The organism is Streptomyces sp. 12E (assembly GCF_055633275.1).
The window spans coordinates 1298035-1313807 of the sequence record NZ_JBVNCJ010000001.1 but is presented as its reverse complement, the minus strand read 5'-3'; the positions used below and the strand labels follow the sequence as shown (position 1 = coordinate 1313807).

The 15773-nt window shown below is 72.3% G+C and carries 13 protein-coding genes; 12 read left to right on the top strand and 1 reads right to left on the bottom strand.

What is annotated here, in order from left to right; all coding sequences use genetic code 11:
* Window positions 1–4: 4 nt before the first annotated feature.
* The 12 genes from ACZ8ZB_RS06125 to ACZ8ZB_RS06070 all read left to right on the top strand — a co-directional run bounded on the left by ACZ8ZB_RS06125 (window position 5) and on the right by ACZ8ZB_RS06070 (window position 14992).
* Entirely contained in the window at window positions 5–1291 is a 1287-nt protein-coding gene (locus ACZ8ZB_RS06125; RefSeq protein WP_470736691.1) for a dihydroorotase, read from the top strand.
* On the top strand, window positions 1288–1848 hold the full coding sequence (locus ACZ8ZB_RS06120; protein WP_470736690.1) for a PH-like domain-containing protein: 561 nt from the start codon (window positions 1288–1290) through the stop codon (window positions 1846–1848). Before ACZ8ZB_RS06125 ends, ACZ8ZB_RS06120 begins: the two co-directional genes overlap by 4 nt.
* A complete protein-coding gene (gene carA, locus ACZ8ZB_RS06115) occupies window positions 1845–3002 on the top strand; it encodes a glutamine-hydrolyzing carbamoyl-phosphate synthase small subunit (protein ID WP_470736689.1) in 1158 nt (385 codons plus the stop codon). The genes ACZ8ZB_RS06120 and carA overlap by 4 nt, the downstream gene beginning before the upstream one ends.
* Window positions 2995–6312, top strand: a complete 3318-nt coding sequence (carB, locus tag ACZ8ZB_RS06110) for a carbamoyl-phosphate synthase large subunit (RefSeq protein ID WP_470736688.1) — start codon at window positions 2995–2997, stop codon at window positions 6310–6312. Before carA ends, carB begins: the two co-directional genes overlap by 8 nt.
* Window positions 6313–6363: 51 nt before the next feature.
* Window positions 6364–7470 (top strand): quinone-dependent dihydroorotate dehydrogenase, encoded by a 1107-nt coding sequence (locus ACZ8ZB_RS06105; RefSeq protein WP_470736687.1) that lies wholly within the window; start codon window positions 6364–6366, stop codon window positions 7468–7470.
* Window positions 7467–8312 (top strand): orotidine-5'-phosphate decarboxylase, encoded by an 846-nt coding sequence (pyrF, locus tag ACZ8ZB_RS06100; RefSeq protein ID WP_470736686.1) that lies wholly within the window; start codon window positions 7467–7469, stop codon window positions 8310–8312. Before ACZ8ZB_RS06105 ends, pyrF begins: the two co-directional genes overlap by 4 nt.
* 256 nt (window positions 8313–8568) lie before the next feature.
* Window positions 8569–8892, top strand: coding sequence for an integration host factor (locus ACZ8ZB_RS06095; protein ID WP_003977346.1), 324 nt, complete (start codon window positions 8569–8571; stop codon window positions 8890–8892).
* A 60-nt stretch (window positions 8893–8952) separates the two neighbouring features.
* Window positions 8953–9510 carry a guanylate kinase gene (gene gmk / locus ACZ8ZB_RS06090; RefSeq protein ID WP_470736685.1) on the top strand — a complete coding sequence of 186 codons (558 nt, stop codon included), beginning with the start codon at window positions 8953–8955 and terminating at the stop codon, window positions 9508–9510.
* Between the two features lie 62 nt (window positions 9511–9572).
* On the top strand, window positions 9573–9845 hold the full coding sequence (gene rpoZ / locus ACZ8ZB_RS06085; RefSeq protein WP_004933985.1) for a DNA-directed RNA polymerase subunit omega: 273 nt from the start codon (window positions 9573–9575) through the stop codon (window positions 9843–9845).
* A gap of 122 nt (window positions 9846–9967) precedes the next feature.
* Window positions 9968–11170 (top strand): bifunctional phosphopantothenoylcysteine decarboxylase/phosphopantothenate--cysteine ligase CoaBC, encoded by a 1203-nt coding sequence (gene coaBC, locus ACZ8ZB_RS06080; RefSeq protein WP_470736684.1) that lies wholly within the window; start codon window positions 9968–9970, stop codon window positions 11168–11170.
* A 237-nt stretch (window positions 11171–11407) separates the two neighbouring features.
* Window positions 11408–12616, top strand: coding sequence for a methionine adenosyltransferase (gene metK, locus ACZ8ZB_RS06075; RefSeq protein ID WP_470736683.1), 1209 nt, complete (start codon window positions 11408–11410; stop codon window positions 12614–12616).
* A 228-nt stretch (window positions 12617–12844) separates the two neighbouring features.
* Entirely contained in the window at window positions 12845–14992 is a 2148-nt protein-coding gene (locus ACZ8ZB_RS06070) for a primosomal protein N' (protein ID WP_470736682.1), read from the top strand.
* A gap of 73 nt (window positions 14993–15065) precedes the next feature.
* Here ACZ8ZB_RS06070 and ACZ8ZB_RS06065 read toward each other — a convergent pair whose 3' ends face one another.
* Window positions 15066–15608, bottom strand: coding sequence for a hypothetical protein (locus ACZ8ZB_RS06065; protein WP_470736681.1), 543 nt, complete (start codon window positions 15606–15608; stop codon window positions 15066–15068).
* Window positions 15609–15773 lie beyond the last annotated feature (165 nt).

Genomic DNA, 15773 nt, shown 5'->3' with positions numbered 1-15773 from the left:
AACCATGAGCAAGATCCTGATCCGCGGTGCGAAGGTGCTCGGCGGCGAACCGCAGGACGTCCTGATCCACGGCGAAACGATCGCCCAGGTCGGCACCGGGCTCTCCGCCGAGGGCGCGGAGGTCGTCGAGGCCGACGGCAAGGTCCTGCTGCCCGGCCTGGTCGACCTGCACACCCATCTGCGCGAGCCCGGCCGCGAGGACTCCGAGACCGTCCTGACCGGCACCCGCGCGGCGGCGAGCGGCGGCTACACCAGCGTCTTCGCCATGGCCAACACCTTCCCGGTCGCCGACACCGCCGGCGTCGTCGAGCAGGTCTGGCGGCTCGGCCAGGAGTCCGGCTACTGCGACGTGCAGCCCATCGGCGCCGTCACCGTCGGCCTGGAGGGGCAGAAGCTCGCCGAGCTGGGCGCCATGCACGAGTCCGCGGCCGGCGTCACCGTCTTCTCCGACGACGGCAAGTGCGTCCACGACGCCGTGATCATGCGCCGCGCCCTGGAGTACGTGAAGGCCTTCGACGGGGTCGTCGCCCAGCACGCGCAGGAGCCCCGCCTCACCGAGGGCGCCCAGATGAACGAGGGCGTCGTCTCCGCCGAGCTGGGGCTCGGCGGCTGGCCGGCGGTCGCCGAGGAGTCGATCATCGCCCGCGACGTGCTGCTCGCCGAGCACGTCGGCTCCCGCGTCCACATCTGCCACCTGTCGACGGCGGGCAGCGTCGAGATCGTCCGCTGGGCCAAGTCCCGCGGCATCCGCGTCACCGCCGAGGTCACCCCGCACCACCTGCTCCTCACCGACGAGCTGGTCCGGTCGTACGACCCGGTCTACAAGGTCAACCCGCCGCTGCGCACCGAGCGCGACGTGACGGCCCTGCGCGAGGCGCTCGCCGACGGCACGATCGACATCGTCGCCACCGACCACGCCCCGCACCCGCACGAGGACAAGGACTGCGAGTGGGCCGCCGCCGCCATGGGCATGGTCGGCCTGGAGACCGCGTTGTCGGTGGTGCAGGAGACCATGGTCGACACGGGTCTGCTGGACTGGGCCGGCGTCGCCGACCGCATGTCCTTCACGCCCGCGCGCATCGGACGGGCCGAAGGCCACGGCCGTCCCGTCTCGGCAGGTGAGCCCGCCAACCTCATCCTCGTCGACTCGGCATACCGTGGTCCCGTGGACCCCGCGGGCTTCGCCTCGCGCAGCCGCAACACCCCGTACGAGGGCCGCGAGCTGCCGGGCCGTGTCACGCACACCTGGCTCCGGGGCAAGGCCACGCTCGTCGACGGGAAGCTCACGTGACACCTGTACTCCTGCTGGCCGCCGAGAAGGAATCGGCGGAAGTGACCGACTGGGCCGCCCGGATCGGCTGGGTCGTCGGACTCGCCCTCTTCGTCGCGCTCGTCTACTGGCTGATGCGCGAGGGCTGGAAGTGGCGCGGCACGCTCCAGGGCGACCTGCCCGAGCTGCCCACCGCGCCGGACGCCCCCGGCCCGGCGAAACTGACGATGAGCGGCCGCTACCACGGCTCCACCACCGCCGGCCAGTGGCTCGACCGCATCGTGGCGCACGGCCTGGGCACCCGCAGCCGGGCCGAGCTCACGCTCACCGACGCCGGACTGGACGTCGTACGCCCAGGGGCGGACGACTTCTTCGTCCCGGCCCAGGCGCTGCGCGGGGCCCGGCTCGACAAGGGCATCGCCGGCAAGGTCCTCACCGAGGGCGGCCTGCTCGTCGTCACCTGGGAGCACGGCGGGCGGCAGATCGACTCCGGCTTCCGCTCCGACCACGCGGCCGAGCACAACGAATGGGCCGAGACCCTGAACCAGATGATCAACAAGACGGAAGGCGCACGATGACAACCTCCACCAGGGGGACCACCAAGGTTCCCGCCGTACTCGTCCTGGAGGACGGCCGGATCTTCCGCGGCCGTGCCTACGGGGCGGTGGGGGAGACCTTCGGCGAAGCGGTGTTCTCCACCGGCATGACCGGCTACCAGGAGACCCTCACCGACCCGTCGTACCACCGCCAGGTCGTGGTGATGACCGCCCCGCACGTCGGCAACACCGGTGTCAACGACGAGGACATGGAGTCCAAGAAGATCTGGGTCTCCGGTTACGTCGTGCGCGACCCCGCGCGCGTGCCCTCCAGCTGGCGCTCGACCCGCACGCTGGACGAGGAGCTCGCCGCGCAGGGCGTCGTCGGCATCAGCGGCATCGACACCCGCGCCCTCACCCGGCACCTGCGCGAGCGCGGCGCCATGCGCGTCGGCGTCTTCAGCGGCGACGCCGTGCGCGACGACGCCACGCTGCTGGCCCGCGTCCAGGAGGCGCCCGAGATGAAGGGCGCCGACCTCTCCGCCGAGGTCGCCACCACCGAGCCGTACGTGGTCCCCGCGATCGGCGAGAAGAAGTTCACCGTCGCCGCGATCGACCTCGGCATCAAGGGCATGACCCCGCAGCGCATGGCGGAGCGCGGCATCGAGGTGCACGTCCTGCCGGCCACGGCGACCGTGGACGACGTCTACGCCGTGAACCCGGACGGCGTGTTCTTCTCCAACGGCCCCGGCGACCCCGCCACCGCCGACCACCCGGTCGCCCTGATGCGGGCGGTCCTGGAGCGCGGCACCCCGCTGTTCGGCATCTGCTTCGGCAACCAGATCCTGGGCCGCGCCCTCGGGTTCGGCACCTACAAGCTGAAGTACGGCCACCGCGGCATCAACCAGCCGGTGCAGGACCGTACGACCGGCAAGGTCGAGGTCACCGCGCACAACCACGGCTTCGCCGTCGACGCCCCGCTCGACAAGGTCTCCGACACCCCGTTCGGCCGCGCCGAGGTGTCCCACGTCTGTCTGAACGACAACGTGGTGGAGGGCCTCCAGCTGCTCGACCGCCCGGCCTTCAGCGTCCAGTACCACCCCGAGGCGGCGGCGGGCCCGCACGACGCCGCCTACCTGTTCGACCGCTTCACGTCTTTGATGAGCACCGTCCCGATGGAGGGCCAGCGTGCCTAAGCGCACCGATATCCAGTCCGTCCTGGTCATCGGCTCCGGCCCGATCGTCATCGGCCAGGCCGCCGAGTTCGACTACTCCGGCACCCAGGCCTGCCGCGTCCTCAAGGCCGAGGGCCTCAGGGTCGTCCTCGTGAACTCCAACCCGGCGACGATCATGACCGACCCGGAGATCGCCGACGCCACCTACGTCGAGCCGATCACCCCCGAGTTCGTCGAGAGGATCATCGCCAAGGAGCGGCCGGACGCCCTGCTGCCCACCCTGGGCGGCCAGACGGCCCTCAACACCGCGATCTCCCTGCACGGCAACGGCGTCCTGGAGAAGTACGGCGTCGAGCTGATCGGCGCCAACGTCGAGGCCATCAACAAGGGTGAGGACCGCGACCTGTTCAAGGAGGTCGTGGAGGAGGTCCGCAGGAAGACCGGCCACGGCGAGTCCGCCCGCTCCCACATCTGCCACTCCATGGACGACGTCCTCAAGGGCGTCGAGGAACTCGGCGGCTACCCCGTGGTCGTCCGCCCCTCCTTCACCATGGGCGGCGCCGGCTCCGGCTTCGCGCACGACGAGGAGGAGCTGCGCCGCATCGCCGGGCAGGGCCTGACCCTCTCGCCGACCACCGAGGTCCTCCTGGAGGAGTCCATCCTCGGCTGGAAGGAGTACGAGCTGGAGCTGATGCGCGACAAGAACGACAACGTCGTGGTCGTCTGCTCCATCGAGAACTTCGACCCCATGGGCGTGCACACCGGTGACTCGATCACCGTCGCGCCCGCGATGACGCTGACCGACCGCGAGTACCAGGTGCTGCGCGACGTCGGCATCGCGATCATCCGCGAGGTCGGCGTCGACACCGGCGGCTGCAACATCCAGTTCGCGGTCAACCCCGTGGACGGCCGGGTCATCGTCATCGAGATGAACCCGCGCGTGTCGCGCTCCTCGGCGCTCGCCTCCAAGGCGACCGGCTTCCCGATCGCCAAGATCGCCGCCAAGCTGGCCGTCGGCTACACCCTGGACGAGATCCCGAACGACATCACGCAGGAGACCCCGGCCTCCTTCGAGCCGACGCTCGACTACGTGGTCGTGAAGGCGCCCCGGTTCGCCTTCGAGAAGTTCCCGAGCGCGGACTCCACCCTCACGACCACCATGAAGTCGGTCGGCGAGGCCATGGCCATCGGCCGCAACTTCACCGAGGCCTTCCAGAAGGCGCTGCGCTCGCTGGAGAAGAAGGGCAGCCAGTTCACCTTCGTCGGAGAGCCGGGTTCCGCCACGAGCAAGGAGGAGCTGCTGCGCGAGGCGGCCCGCCCCACCGACGGCCGGATCAACGCGGTCATGGGGGCCATCCGCGCGGGCGCCACCCCCGAGGAGGTCTTCGACGCCACGAAGATCGACCCCTGGTTCGTCGACCAGCTCTTCCTGATCAAGGAGATCGCCGACGAGCTGGCCGCCGCGCCCGAGCTGACCGCCGACCTGCTCGCCGAGGCCAAGCGGCACGGCTTCTCCGACCAGCAGATCGCCGAGATCCGGGGCCTGCGCGAGGACGTCGTCCGCGAGGTCCGGCACGCGCTGGGCATCCGCCCGGTCTACAAGACGGTCGACACCTGCGCCGCCGAGTTCGCCGCCAGGACACCGTACTTCTACTCCTCCTACGACGAGGAGACCGAGGTCGCCTCCCGCGAGAAGCCCGCGGTGATCATCCTGGGCTCCGGTCCGAACCGCATCGGCCAGGGCATCGAGTTCGACTACTCCTGCGTCCACGCCTCCTTCGCGCTCCACGACGCCGGCTACGAGACCGTGATGGTCAACTGCAACCCGGAGACCGTCTCCACCGACTACGACACCTCCGACCGGCTCTACTTCGAGCCGCTCACCCTGGAGGACGTCCTGGAGATCGTCCACGCCGAGCAGCAGGCCGGACCGGTCGCGGGCGTGATCGTCCAGCTCGGCGGCCAGACCCCGCTCGGTCTGTCGCAGGCGCTGAAGGACAACGGCGTGCCGATCGTCGGCACCTCCCCGGAGGCCATCCACGCCGCCGAGGACCGCGGCGCCTTCGGCCGGGTCCTCAAGGAGGCCGGGCTGCCGGCCCCCAAGCACGGCACCGCCACCACCTTCTCCGAGGCCAAGGCCATCGCCGACGAGATCGGCTACCCGGTCCTGGTCCGCCCGTCCTACGTGCTCGGCGGACGCGGCATGGAGATCGTCTACGACGAGACCCGGCTGGAGTCCTACATCGCCGAGTCGACCGAGATCAGCCCCTCCCGGCCGGTGCTCGTCGACCGCTTCCTCGACGACGCCATAGAGATCGACGTGGACGCCCTGTACGACGGCGAGGAGCTCTACCTCGGCGGTGTCATGGAGCACATCGAGGAGGCCGGCATCCACTCCGGCGACTCGGCGTGCGCCCTGCCCCCGATCACCCTCGGCGGCTTCGACATCAAGCGGCTGCGCGCCTCCACGGAGGCCATCGCGCGGGGTGTCGGCGTGCGCGGCCTGATCAACATCCAGTTCGCGCTCTCCGGGGACATCCTCTACGTCCTGGAGGCCAACCCGCGCGCCTCGCGCACCGTCCCCTTCACCTCGAAGGCGACCGCGGTGCCGCTGGCGAAGGCCGCCGCGCGGATCTCGCTGGGCGCCACCGTCGCCGAGCTGCGCGCCGAGGGGCTGCTCCCGGCGAACGGCGACGGCGGCGAGCTGCCGCTGGACGCGCCGATCTCCGTCAAGGAGGCCGTGCTGCCGTGGTCCCGCTTCCGGGACATCCACGGCCGCGGCGTCGACACCGTCCTCGGCCCGGAGATGCGCTCCACCGGCGAGGTCATGGGCATCGACTCCGTCTTCGGCACGGCGTACGCCAAGTCGCAGGCGGGCGCCTACGGCCCGCTGCCGACCAAGGGGCGCGCGTTCATCTCGGTCGCCAACCGCGACAAGCGCTCGATGATCTTCCCCGCGCGGGAGCTGGTGGCGCACGGCTTCGAGCTGCTCGCCACCTCCGGCACCGCCGAGGTCCTCAAGCGCAACGGCATCAACGCCACCGTGGTGCGCAAGCAGTCCGAGGGCACCGGCCCGAACGGCGAGAAGACCATCGTCCAGCTCATCCACGACGGTGAGGTCGACCTCATCGTCAACACCCCGTACGGCACCGGCGGCCGCCTCGACGGCTACGACATCCGTACGGCGGCGGTGGCCCGGTCGGTGCCCTGCCTGACGACGGTCCAGGCGCTCGCCGCCGCCGTCCAGGGCATCGACGCGCTCAACCGCGGCGACGTGGGCGTCCGCTCACTGCAGGAACACGCGGAACACCTGACCGCGGCCCGCGACTAGCAGCCCCCAGGGGGACACCGGAAACGGTGTCCCCCTCTCCATGAGGACAGCATGTACAAGATTCTCTTCACCCTGTTCTTCCAGCGGATGGACCCGGAGCAGGCCCACCACCTGGCCTTCCGCTGGATCCGTCGCGTCGCGCGCGTCCCCGGCCTGCGCACCTTCGTCGCCGCCGCGCTCGCCCCCCGCCACAAGGAGCTGCGCACCGAGGCGCTCGGGCTGCGCCTGCACAGCCCCTTCGGCCTCGCCGCCGGCTTCGACAAGAACGCCGTGGGGATCGACGGCCTGGCGATGCTCGGCTTCGACCACGTCGAGATCGGCACGGTGACCGGGGAACCGCAGCCCGGCAACCCCAAGAAGCGGCTGTTCCGCCTGGTCGCGGACCGGGCGCTGATCAACCGCATGGGCTTCAACAACGAGGGCTCGCTCGCCGTCGCCGCGCGCCTGGCCTCCCGCACGCCCGTCTTCAGGACGGTCGTCGGCGTCAACATCGGCAAGACCAAGGCCGTCCCCGAGGACGAGGCCGTCGCCGACTACGTGAAGTCCGCCGAGCGGCTGGCGCCGTACGCCGACTACCTGGTCGTCAACGTCTCCTCCCCGAACACGCCCGGACTGCGCGACCTCCAGGCCGTGGACCACCTGCGCCCGCTGCTCGCCGCCGTCCGCGAGGCCGCCGACCGGGCCGTCCCGGCCCGTCGGGTGCCGCTGCTGGTGAAGATCGCCCCCGACCTCGCAGACGAGGACGTCGACGCGGTCGCCGACCTCGCCGTGGAACTCGGCCTGGACGGGATCATCGCCACCAACACCACCATTGCGCGCGAGGGACTCGGCCTGACGTCCTCGCCCGCCCTCGTCCAGGAGACCGGCGGTCTCTCCGGCGCCCCCCTCAAGGCACGCTCCCTGGACGTGCTGCGCCGCCTCTACGCGCGCGTGGGCGACCGGATCACCCTGGTCGGCGTCGGCGGCATCGAGAACGCCGAGGACGCCTGGCAGCGCATCCTGGCCGGCGCCACGCTGGTCCAGGGGTACAGCGCCTTCATCTACGAAGGCCCCTTCTGGGGCCGCGCCATGCACAAGGGGCTCGCCGCGCGGCTGCGCACCAGCCCGTACGCCACGCTCGCCGACGCGGTGGGCGCCGACGTGAGGACGACGGCATGACCGGTCCGGAACCCTTCGGCGCGCGGCTGCGCCGCGCGATGGACGAGCGGGGCCCGCTGTGCGTGGGCATCGACCCGCACGCCTCCCTGCTCGCCGAGTGGGGCCTGGGCGACGACGTCACGGGCCTGGAGCGGTTCAGCCGCACGGTCGTCGAGGCGGTCGCCGACCGGGTCGCCGTGCTCAAGCCGCAGAGCGCCTTCTTCGAGCGCTTCGGCTCGCGCGGGCTCGCCGTGCTGGAGACGACGGTGCGCGAGGCGCGGGAGGCCGGGGCGCTGGTCGTCATGGACGCCAAGCGCGGCGACATCGGCTCCACCATGGCCGCCTACGCCGCGTCCTTCCTGCACAAGGACGCGCCCCTGTTCTCCGACGCGCTCACCGTCTCGCCGTACCTCGGCTACGGCTCGCTCGGCCCGGCCGTCGCGCTGGCCCGGGAGACCGGCACCGGGCTGTTCGTGCTGGCGCTGACGTCCAATCCGGAGGGCGGCGAGGTGCAGCACGCGGTCCGCCCCGACGGGCGCACCGTCGGGGCGACCGTGCTCGGGCACCTGGCCGTCGAGAACGCCGGCGAGGAGCCGCTCGGGTCCTTCGGCGCGGTGGTCGGCGCGACGCTCGGCGACCTCTCCTCGTACGACCTGGACATGGGCGGGCCGATCCTCGCGCCCGGTATCGGCGCGCAGGGCGCCACGGCGGCCGATCTCCCGGCGGTCTTCGGCGGCGCGGTGCGCAACGTCGTGCCGAACGTCAGCCGGGGAGTGTTGCGCCACGGTCCCGACGCGGTCGCTCTGCGTGACGCCGCGGAGCGGTTCGCGGAGGAGATCAGGGCCGCCGTGGGGTCGGCCTGAGCCGGCCGGCGAGGGAATCCGTGGTCGCCGGACTCTGGATACATCCTCAAATCCAGGGGATTATGTCCTAAATGCCCGGCCTGACGGAGGCTGACCAGGACTTTTCCGCAGTTCTCGCTGACTCCGGCGGAGTTGGCCGCTAGTCTCCGACGGAGAGTGAACGGGCGCGTGTGTTGCTCGTGGCTCCCCTGGTGTGGGGCGACTAGGTTCCTCACCGGTCCGTATCCGACAGTTCGACATCCGAGGTGACGTAGGCGTGGCTCTTCCGCCCCTTACCCCTGAACAGCGCGCAGCCGCGCTCGAAAAGGCCGCCGCGGCTCGCCGGGAGCGGGCCGAGGTCAAGAATCGACTCAAGCACTCCGGCGCCTCCCTTCACGAGGTCATCAAGCAGGGTCAGGAGAACGACGTCATCGGCAAGATGAAGGTCTCCGCCCTGCTGGAGTCCCTGCCGGGCGTGGGCAAGGTCCGCGCCAAGCAGATCATGGAGCGACTGGGCATTTCCGAGAGCCGCCGCGTGCGTGGTCTCGGTTCCAACCAGATCGCCTCCCTGGAGCGCGAGTTCGGCAGCACCGGCTCCTGAGCGCGGGGATGCCCGGGACCGGCGTCCCGGGCATCCCGTGATTGCTGGAATAATCGCTGCATGACTGAACGTCCGCGGCTGACCGTGCTCTCCGGCCCTTCCGGGGTCGGCAAGAGCACGGTCGTCGCCCATATGCGCAAGGAACACCCCGGGGTCTGGCTCTCGGTGTCGGCGACGACCCGCAAGCCGCGCCCCGGGGAGCAGCACGGAGTCCACTACTTCTTCGTCACCGACGAGGAGATGGACAAGCTGATCGCCAACGGCGAGCTGCTGGAGTGGGCCGAGTTCGCCGGCAACCGCTACGGCACCCCCCGGGCGGCGGTACTGGAGCACCTGGAGGCGGGTGTGCCCGTGCTGCTGGAGATCGATCTCCAGGGCGCGCGGCAGGTCCGCGAGTCCATGGCCGAGGCCCAGCTGGTGTTCCTGGCTCCTCCCTCCTGGGAGGAGCTGGTGCGCAGGCTCACGGGCCGGGGCACCGAGTCGCCCGAGGTCATCGAGCGCCGGCTGGAGGCCGCGAAGACCGAACTGGCCGCCGAGCCGGAGTTCGACACCACCCTGGTCAACACCTCCGTCGAGGACGTGGCCCGCGAGCTGCTAGCCTTGATGAACGTCGTGTGATCGTGGGCAATCGTTCACCGATCGCGCCGACTGAATCTTTCCCATCCATCGGAAGGTAGAGCGTGTCCTCTTCCATCTCCGCGCCCGAGGGCATCATCAACCCGCCGATCGACGAGCTCCTCGAGGCCACGGACTCGAAGTACAGCCTCGTGATCTACGCGGCCAAGCGGGCCCGCCAGATCAACGCGTACTACTCGCAGCTCGGCGAGGGTCTGCTCGAGTACGTCGGCCCCCTCGTCGACACCCACGTCCACGAGAAGCCGCTCTCGATCGCCCTGCGCGAGATCAACGCGGGACTGCTGACCTCCGAGGCCGTCGAAGGCCCCGGTCAGTAATCGGTCGGTACGTCGTACCAGCTGTTCGCAGCTGACTTCTCCACAGGCCCGGCAGCACGTCTGCCGGGCCTGTGGTGTCTCATGGGGAGTGGTCGCACATTTCCGAGGTCCGGGGAGAGACGGTGGACAAGCCGAAGGTCGTTCTGGGGGTCAGCGGCGGCATCGCCGCGTACAAGGCCTGTGAGCTGCTCAGGCGGCTGACGGAGTCGGGACACGACGTCCGGGTCGTCCCCACCGCCTCCGCGCTGCACTTCGTCGGCGCCGCCACCTGGTCCGCGCTCTCCGGCAACCCGGTCTCCACCGAGGTCTGGGACGACGTCCACGAGGTGCCGCACGTCCGCATCGGGCAACGCGCCGACCTGGTGGTCGTCGCCCCCGCCACCGCCGACACGCTCGCCAGGGCGGCCCACGGCCTGGCCGACGACCTGCTCACCAACACCCTGCTCACCGCCCGCTGCCCGGTGGTCTTCGCCCCCGCCATGCACACCGAGATGTGGGAGCACCCGGCCACCCGGGAGAACGTGGCGACGCTGCGCGCACGGGGCGCCGTCGTCATCGAGCCGGCCGTCGGACGCCTCACCGGCGTCGACACCGGCAAGGGCCGGCTGCCCGACCCCGGCGAGATCTTCGAGGTCTGCCGCCGGGTCCTGGCCCGCGGCGTCACCGAGCCCGACCTCCGAGGCCGGCACGTCGTCGTCAGCGCCGGAGGCACCCGCGAGCCCCTCGATCCCGTCCGTTTCCTGGGCAACCGATCCTCCGGCAAGCAGGGCTACGCCCTCGCCCGCACCGCCGCGGCCCGCGGCGCCCGCGTCACGCTGGTCGCGGCCAACACCGCCCTGCCCGACCCGGCGGGCGTGGACCTCGTCCGCGTCGGGACCGCCATGGAGCTGCGCGAGGCCGTCCTCGGCGCCGCTGCCGACGCGGACGCCGTGGTGATGGCCGCGGCCGTCGCCGACTTCCGGCCGGCCGCCTACGCCACCGGCAAGATCAAGAAGAAGGACGGCCAGGAGCCCGAGCCCGTCACCCTGGTGCGAAATCCGGACATCCTCGCCGAGCTCTCCGGCGACCGGCCGCGCGCCGGGCAGGTGATCGTCGGCTTCGCCGCCGAGACCGACGACGTGCTCGCCAACGGCCGCGCCAAGCTGAAGCGCAAGGGCTGCGACCTGCTGGTGGTGAACGAGGTGGGGGAGCGCAAGACCTTCGGCGCGGACGAGAGCGAGGCCGTGGTGCTGGGCGCCGACGGCAGCGAGACCCCCGTGGCCCACGGCCCGAAGGAGAACCTGGCCGAAACCGTGTGGGACCTGGTGGCCGAACGCCTCGGATGAGTGATTCATTCGCCTCCGGTTCCCCGAAACCCCGCCCGTTCGGGGCGTGGCGCCTCTGGTCAACCCGGCCCGGCATGGGCAGAATGCCCGTGCCGCAGGTCACAGCGCTCTCGCGAGACGAGACAGGGGGGCCCGTGGCGGAGCACGACCGATAAACTGTTCCACGGACGGCGTCGGGTGCAGCCCCCGCCGTCCGCCAATGATCAGCCAGCAGCCGCTGCAACCCCAGGGAGCGTTGTGTCCCGTCGTCTGTTCACCTCGGAGTCCGTGACCGAGGGTCACCCCGACAAGATCGCTGACCAGATCAGCGACACCATTCTCGACGCGCTGCTGCGCGAGGACCCGGCCTCCCGGGTCGCCGTCGAGACCCTGATCACCACCGGCCTGGTGCACGTGGCCGGCGAGGTGACCACCAAGACGTACGCGGACATCGCGACGCTGGTGCGCAACAAGATCCTGGAGATCGGCTACGACTCCTCGAAGAAGGGCTTCGACGGCGCCTCCTGCGGCGTGTCGGTGTCGATCGGCGCGCAGTCCCCGGACATCGCGCAGGGCGTCGACGCCGCCTACGAGGCCCGTGTCGAGGGCGACGACGACGAGCTGGACCGGCAGGGCGCCGGCGACCAGGGCCTGATGTTCGGCTACGCGACGGACGAGACGCCGACGCTGATGCCGCTGCCGATCTTCCTGGCGCACCGCCTGTCCAAGCGCCTGTCCGACGTGCGCAAGAACGGCACGATCCCCTACCTGCGCCCGGACGGCAAGACCCAGGTCACCATCGAGTACGACGGCGACAAGGCGGTCCGTCTGGACACCGTGGTCGTCTCCTCGCAGCACGCCTCCGACATCGACCTGGAGTCGCTGCTGGCCCCCGACATCCGCGAGTTCGTCGTGGAGCCGGAGCTGAAGGCGCTGCTGGACGAGGGCATCAAGCTCGACACCGAGAACTACCGCCTGCTGGTCAACCCGACCGGCCGGTTCGAGATCGGCGGCCCGATGGGCGACGCCGGCCTGACCGGCCGCAAGATCATCATCGACACCTACGGCGGCATGGCCCGCCACGGCGGCGGCGCCTTCTCCGGCAAGGACCCCTCCAAGGTGGACCGCTCGGCGGCGTACGCGATGCGCTGGGTCGCCAAGAACGTCGTCGCGGCCGGCCTCGCCACCCGCTGCGAGGTCCAGGTCGCGTACGCCATCGGCAAGGCCGAGCCGGTCGGTCTGTTCGTGGAGACCTTCGGCACCGCCCAGGTCGACACCGAGAAGATCGAGAAGGCGATCGACGAGGTCTTCGACCTCCGCCCGGCCGCGATCATCCGCGACCTCGACCTGCTGCGCCCGATCTACTCCCAGACCGCCGCCTACGGCCACTTCGGCCGTGAGCTGCCCGACTTCACCTGGGAGCGCACCGACCGCGTGGACGCCCTGCGCAAGGCGGCGGGGCTGTAACCCCGGCCCCGTCTTTCCCGAGGCCCGGCGGCCCCTTCCGGGGGCCGCCGGGCCTCGGCGCGCGCGGGGAGAGGGCCGTGGACCCCGGTGCACGCCGCACGAGCGGGCTCCACGCCCGCCGTGCGGCCGGAGCGGCCCGAGGTGAAAGCGCCTCCGGACGTCCGCCCGCATCCGGGGCCGGTCCCGGGCAGGGCGCCGCTGTCAGTGGCGTTTGGTAAGAATGCAGGCGTGAGCAGCGAGAACGGACGGCAGGACGGCGGCGCGGAGGGCGCGCCGCCCGAGCAGCTCGCGCTCATCAGGGAGAGCGTGCGCAAGGCTCGGGCCCCCCGGGCCAAACCGCGCACCTGGCGCGGCGCCGCGCTCGCCGGGGAACTGCCCGTCGCCCGGGTCCTCGTCGACAAGGGCGTGCTCCATCTCGACCGCTACTTCGACTACGCCGTGCCCGAGGAGCTGGACGCGGACGCACAGCCCGGGGTGCGGGTGCGGGTGCGGTTCGGGGCCGGACGGCACCGGGTGCGGGAGGGGCGGCGCGAGGGCGGCGGACTGATCGACGGGTTCCTCGTCGCGCGCCTCGCCGAGTCCGACTACCCGGGGCCCCTGGCGGCGCTGGCGCAGGTCGTCTCGCCCGAACCGGTGCTCGGCGAGGAACTGCTGGGCCTCGCCCGCGCGGTCGCCGACCGGTACGCGGGCAGCCTCGCCGACGTCCTCCAGCTCGCCGTTCCGCCGCGCAGCGCCCGCGCGGAGCGACGGCCCTCGCCCGATCCGCTGCCGCCGCCCCCGGCGCCCGCCCCCGGCTCCTGGGAGCGGTACGAACAGGGCCCCGCCTTCCTGGAGTCACTGGTCTCGGGAGGCGCCCCACGGGCCGTGTGGAACGCGCTGCCGGGGCCCCGGTGGAGCGAGGAACTGGCCCGGGCCGTCGCCGCGACCCTGGCCTCCGGGCGCGGCGCGCTGGTCGTCCTGCCGGACGGCAGAACCGTGGCCCGCCTCGACGCGGCGCTCACCGAACTGCTGGGGGAGGGGCGGCACGCGGTCCTCACCGCCGACGCCGGCCCGGAGAAGCGGTACGCGCGGTGGCTCGCCGTGCGGCGGGGCTCCGTACGGGCCGTCATCGGGACGCGGGCGGCGATGTTCGCGCCGGTCCGGGACCTCGGACTGGTCGCCGTCTGGGACGACGGCGACGACAGCCACAGCGAGCCGCACGCCCCGCAGCCGCACGCCCGCGAGGTGCTGCTGCTGCGGGCGGCGCAGGACAGGTGCGGCTTCCTGCTGGGCAGCCGGCACTGCACCGTGGAGGCCGCCCAGCTGGTGGAGACCGGGTGGGCCCGGCCGCTGGTCGCCGGGAGGGAGCGGGTGCGGGCCGCCGCGCCGCTGGTGCGGACCGTGGGGGACGGGGACCTGGCGCGGGACGAGGCCGCCCGCGCGGCGCGGCTGCCGAGCCTCGCCTGGCAGGCCGCCAGGGAGGGGCTGCGGCACGGGCCGGTGCTCGTGCAGGTGCCCCGCCGTGGCTATGTGCCGCGGATGGCGTGCGCCGGCTGCCGGGCCCCCGCGCGGTGCCGGCACTGCTCCGGGTCGCTGCAGGCACAGGGGTCCGACGATCTGCGGTGCGCGTGGTGCGGGCGCGAGGAGGACGGCTGGCACTGTCCCGAGTGCGGCGGGTTCCGGTTGCGGGCCCAGGTGGTCGGGGCGCGGCGGACCGCCGAGGAGCTGGGCCGCGCCTTCCCCGCGGTCCCGGTGCGGACCTCGGGGCGCGAACACGTGCTGGACACGGTGCCGGGGACGCCCGCGCTGGTGGTGAGCACACCCGGCGCGGAGCCGGTGGCCGAGGGCGGCTACGCGGCGGCGCTGCTGCTGGACGGCTGGGCCATGCTGAACCGGCCCGATCTGCGGGCCGGGGAGGACGCGTTGCGCCGCTGGATCGGCGCGGCGGCGCTGGTCCGACCGCAGTCGGCGGGCGGCACGGTGGTCGTGGTCGCCGAGCCGACCCTGCGGCCCGTGCAGGCACTGGTCCGGTGGGACCCGGTCGGGCACGCCGTACGGGAACTGGCCGAGCGGGGCGAACTGGGGTTCCCGCCGGTGTCCCGGATGGCGGCGGTGTCGGGACCGGGCGAGGCGGTGGCCGAGTTCCTCCGCGCGGTGGAGCTGCCCGCGCGGGCGGAGGTCCTGGGCCCGGTGCCCCTGCCGGTCACCCCGGCGGGACGCCCCCGCAGGCCGGGCGCACCGCCCCCCGGCGAACACTGGGACCGGGCACTGGTCCGGGTGCCTCCCGGCAACGGCGCCGCACTGGCCGCCGCGCTGAAGGCCGCCCAGGCGACACGCATGGCCCGGGGCGGGCACATCCCCGTGTGGGTCCGGATCGACCCCCCGGACATCGGCTGAACCGGCCGGACGTGCCACGCCCTCCCGGGGGCGGTGCGTCCGGGAGGGCGTGGTGCGGTGCGGCGAGCGGGGCTCAGCCGTTGCGGGGAGAGGGTAAGGCAGTCGGGCGGGGGTCGTCGCGGAGGACCGGACTGCCGGCCGTGGGCTGCGTCGGCATGGAAGGGGCCGCGGGGACCGCCGGCACCGTGGTGACGCCGGCGACCGCGTTCACCGTGCGCGCGTTCGACGCCTCCGCGGGGGCCTCGGCGGCCGCCGGCGCCTGGGCGGCGGCACGGCGGGCGCCGTAGCGGCGGTGGACCGCCTGCTTGGTGACCCCGAGCGCCGAGCCCACGGCGTCCCACGAGAAGCCCAGGGAACGGTCGAAGTCCACGGCTGCCGTGACCAGGGTCTCGACGCTGTCCCGCAGCTCCTGGGCGAGACGGACCGTGGGAGCGGGAGCACGTCCGTAGACGACGAAGCCCGTGGAGGGACCGGAGCGGCGCGGGCGGTAGACGTTGCCCAGCTGGGCGGTGAGCGTGCGCAGCGCGTCCACCTGCCGGCGGACCCGCTCGATGTCCCGCACCAGCAAGTGCAGGCTGGCCCGAGCCTGGGCGTCGTGGGTTGCGTGGTCGGCCATGAACAAGCCTCTCGAACCGGCGTGAAAGGGATCGAGCCCGTGTCCGGGGCCCGTGGTCAACTCTTCGCTGACCAACGCGGGAGCGCTCCGCTGGTCACGGGGCGGGGGCGCGGCGGCATATGCGTACGCCCCCGGCGGAGGTGTGCGCCTCGGCCGTCGGCCCGG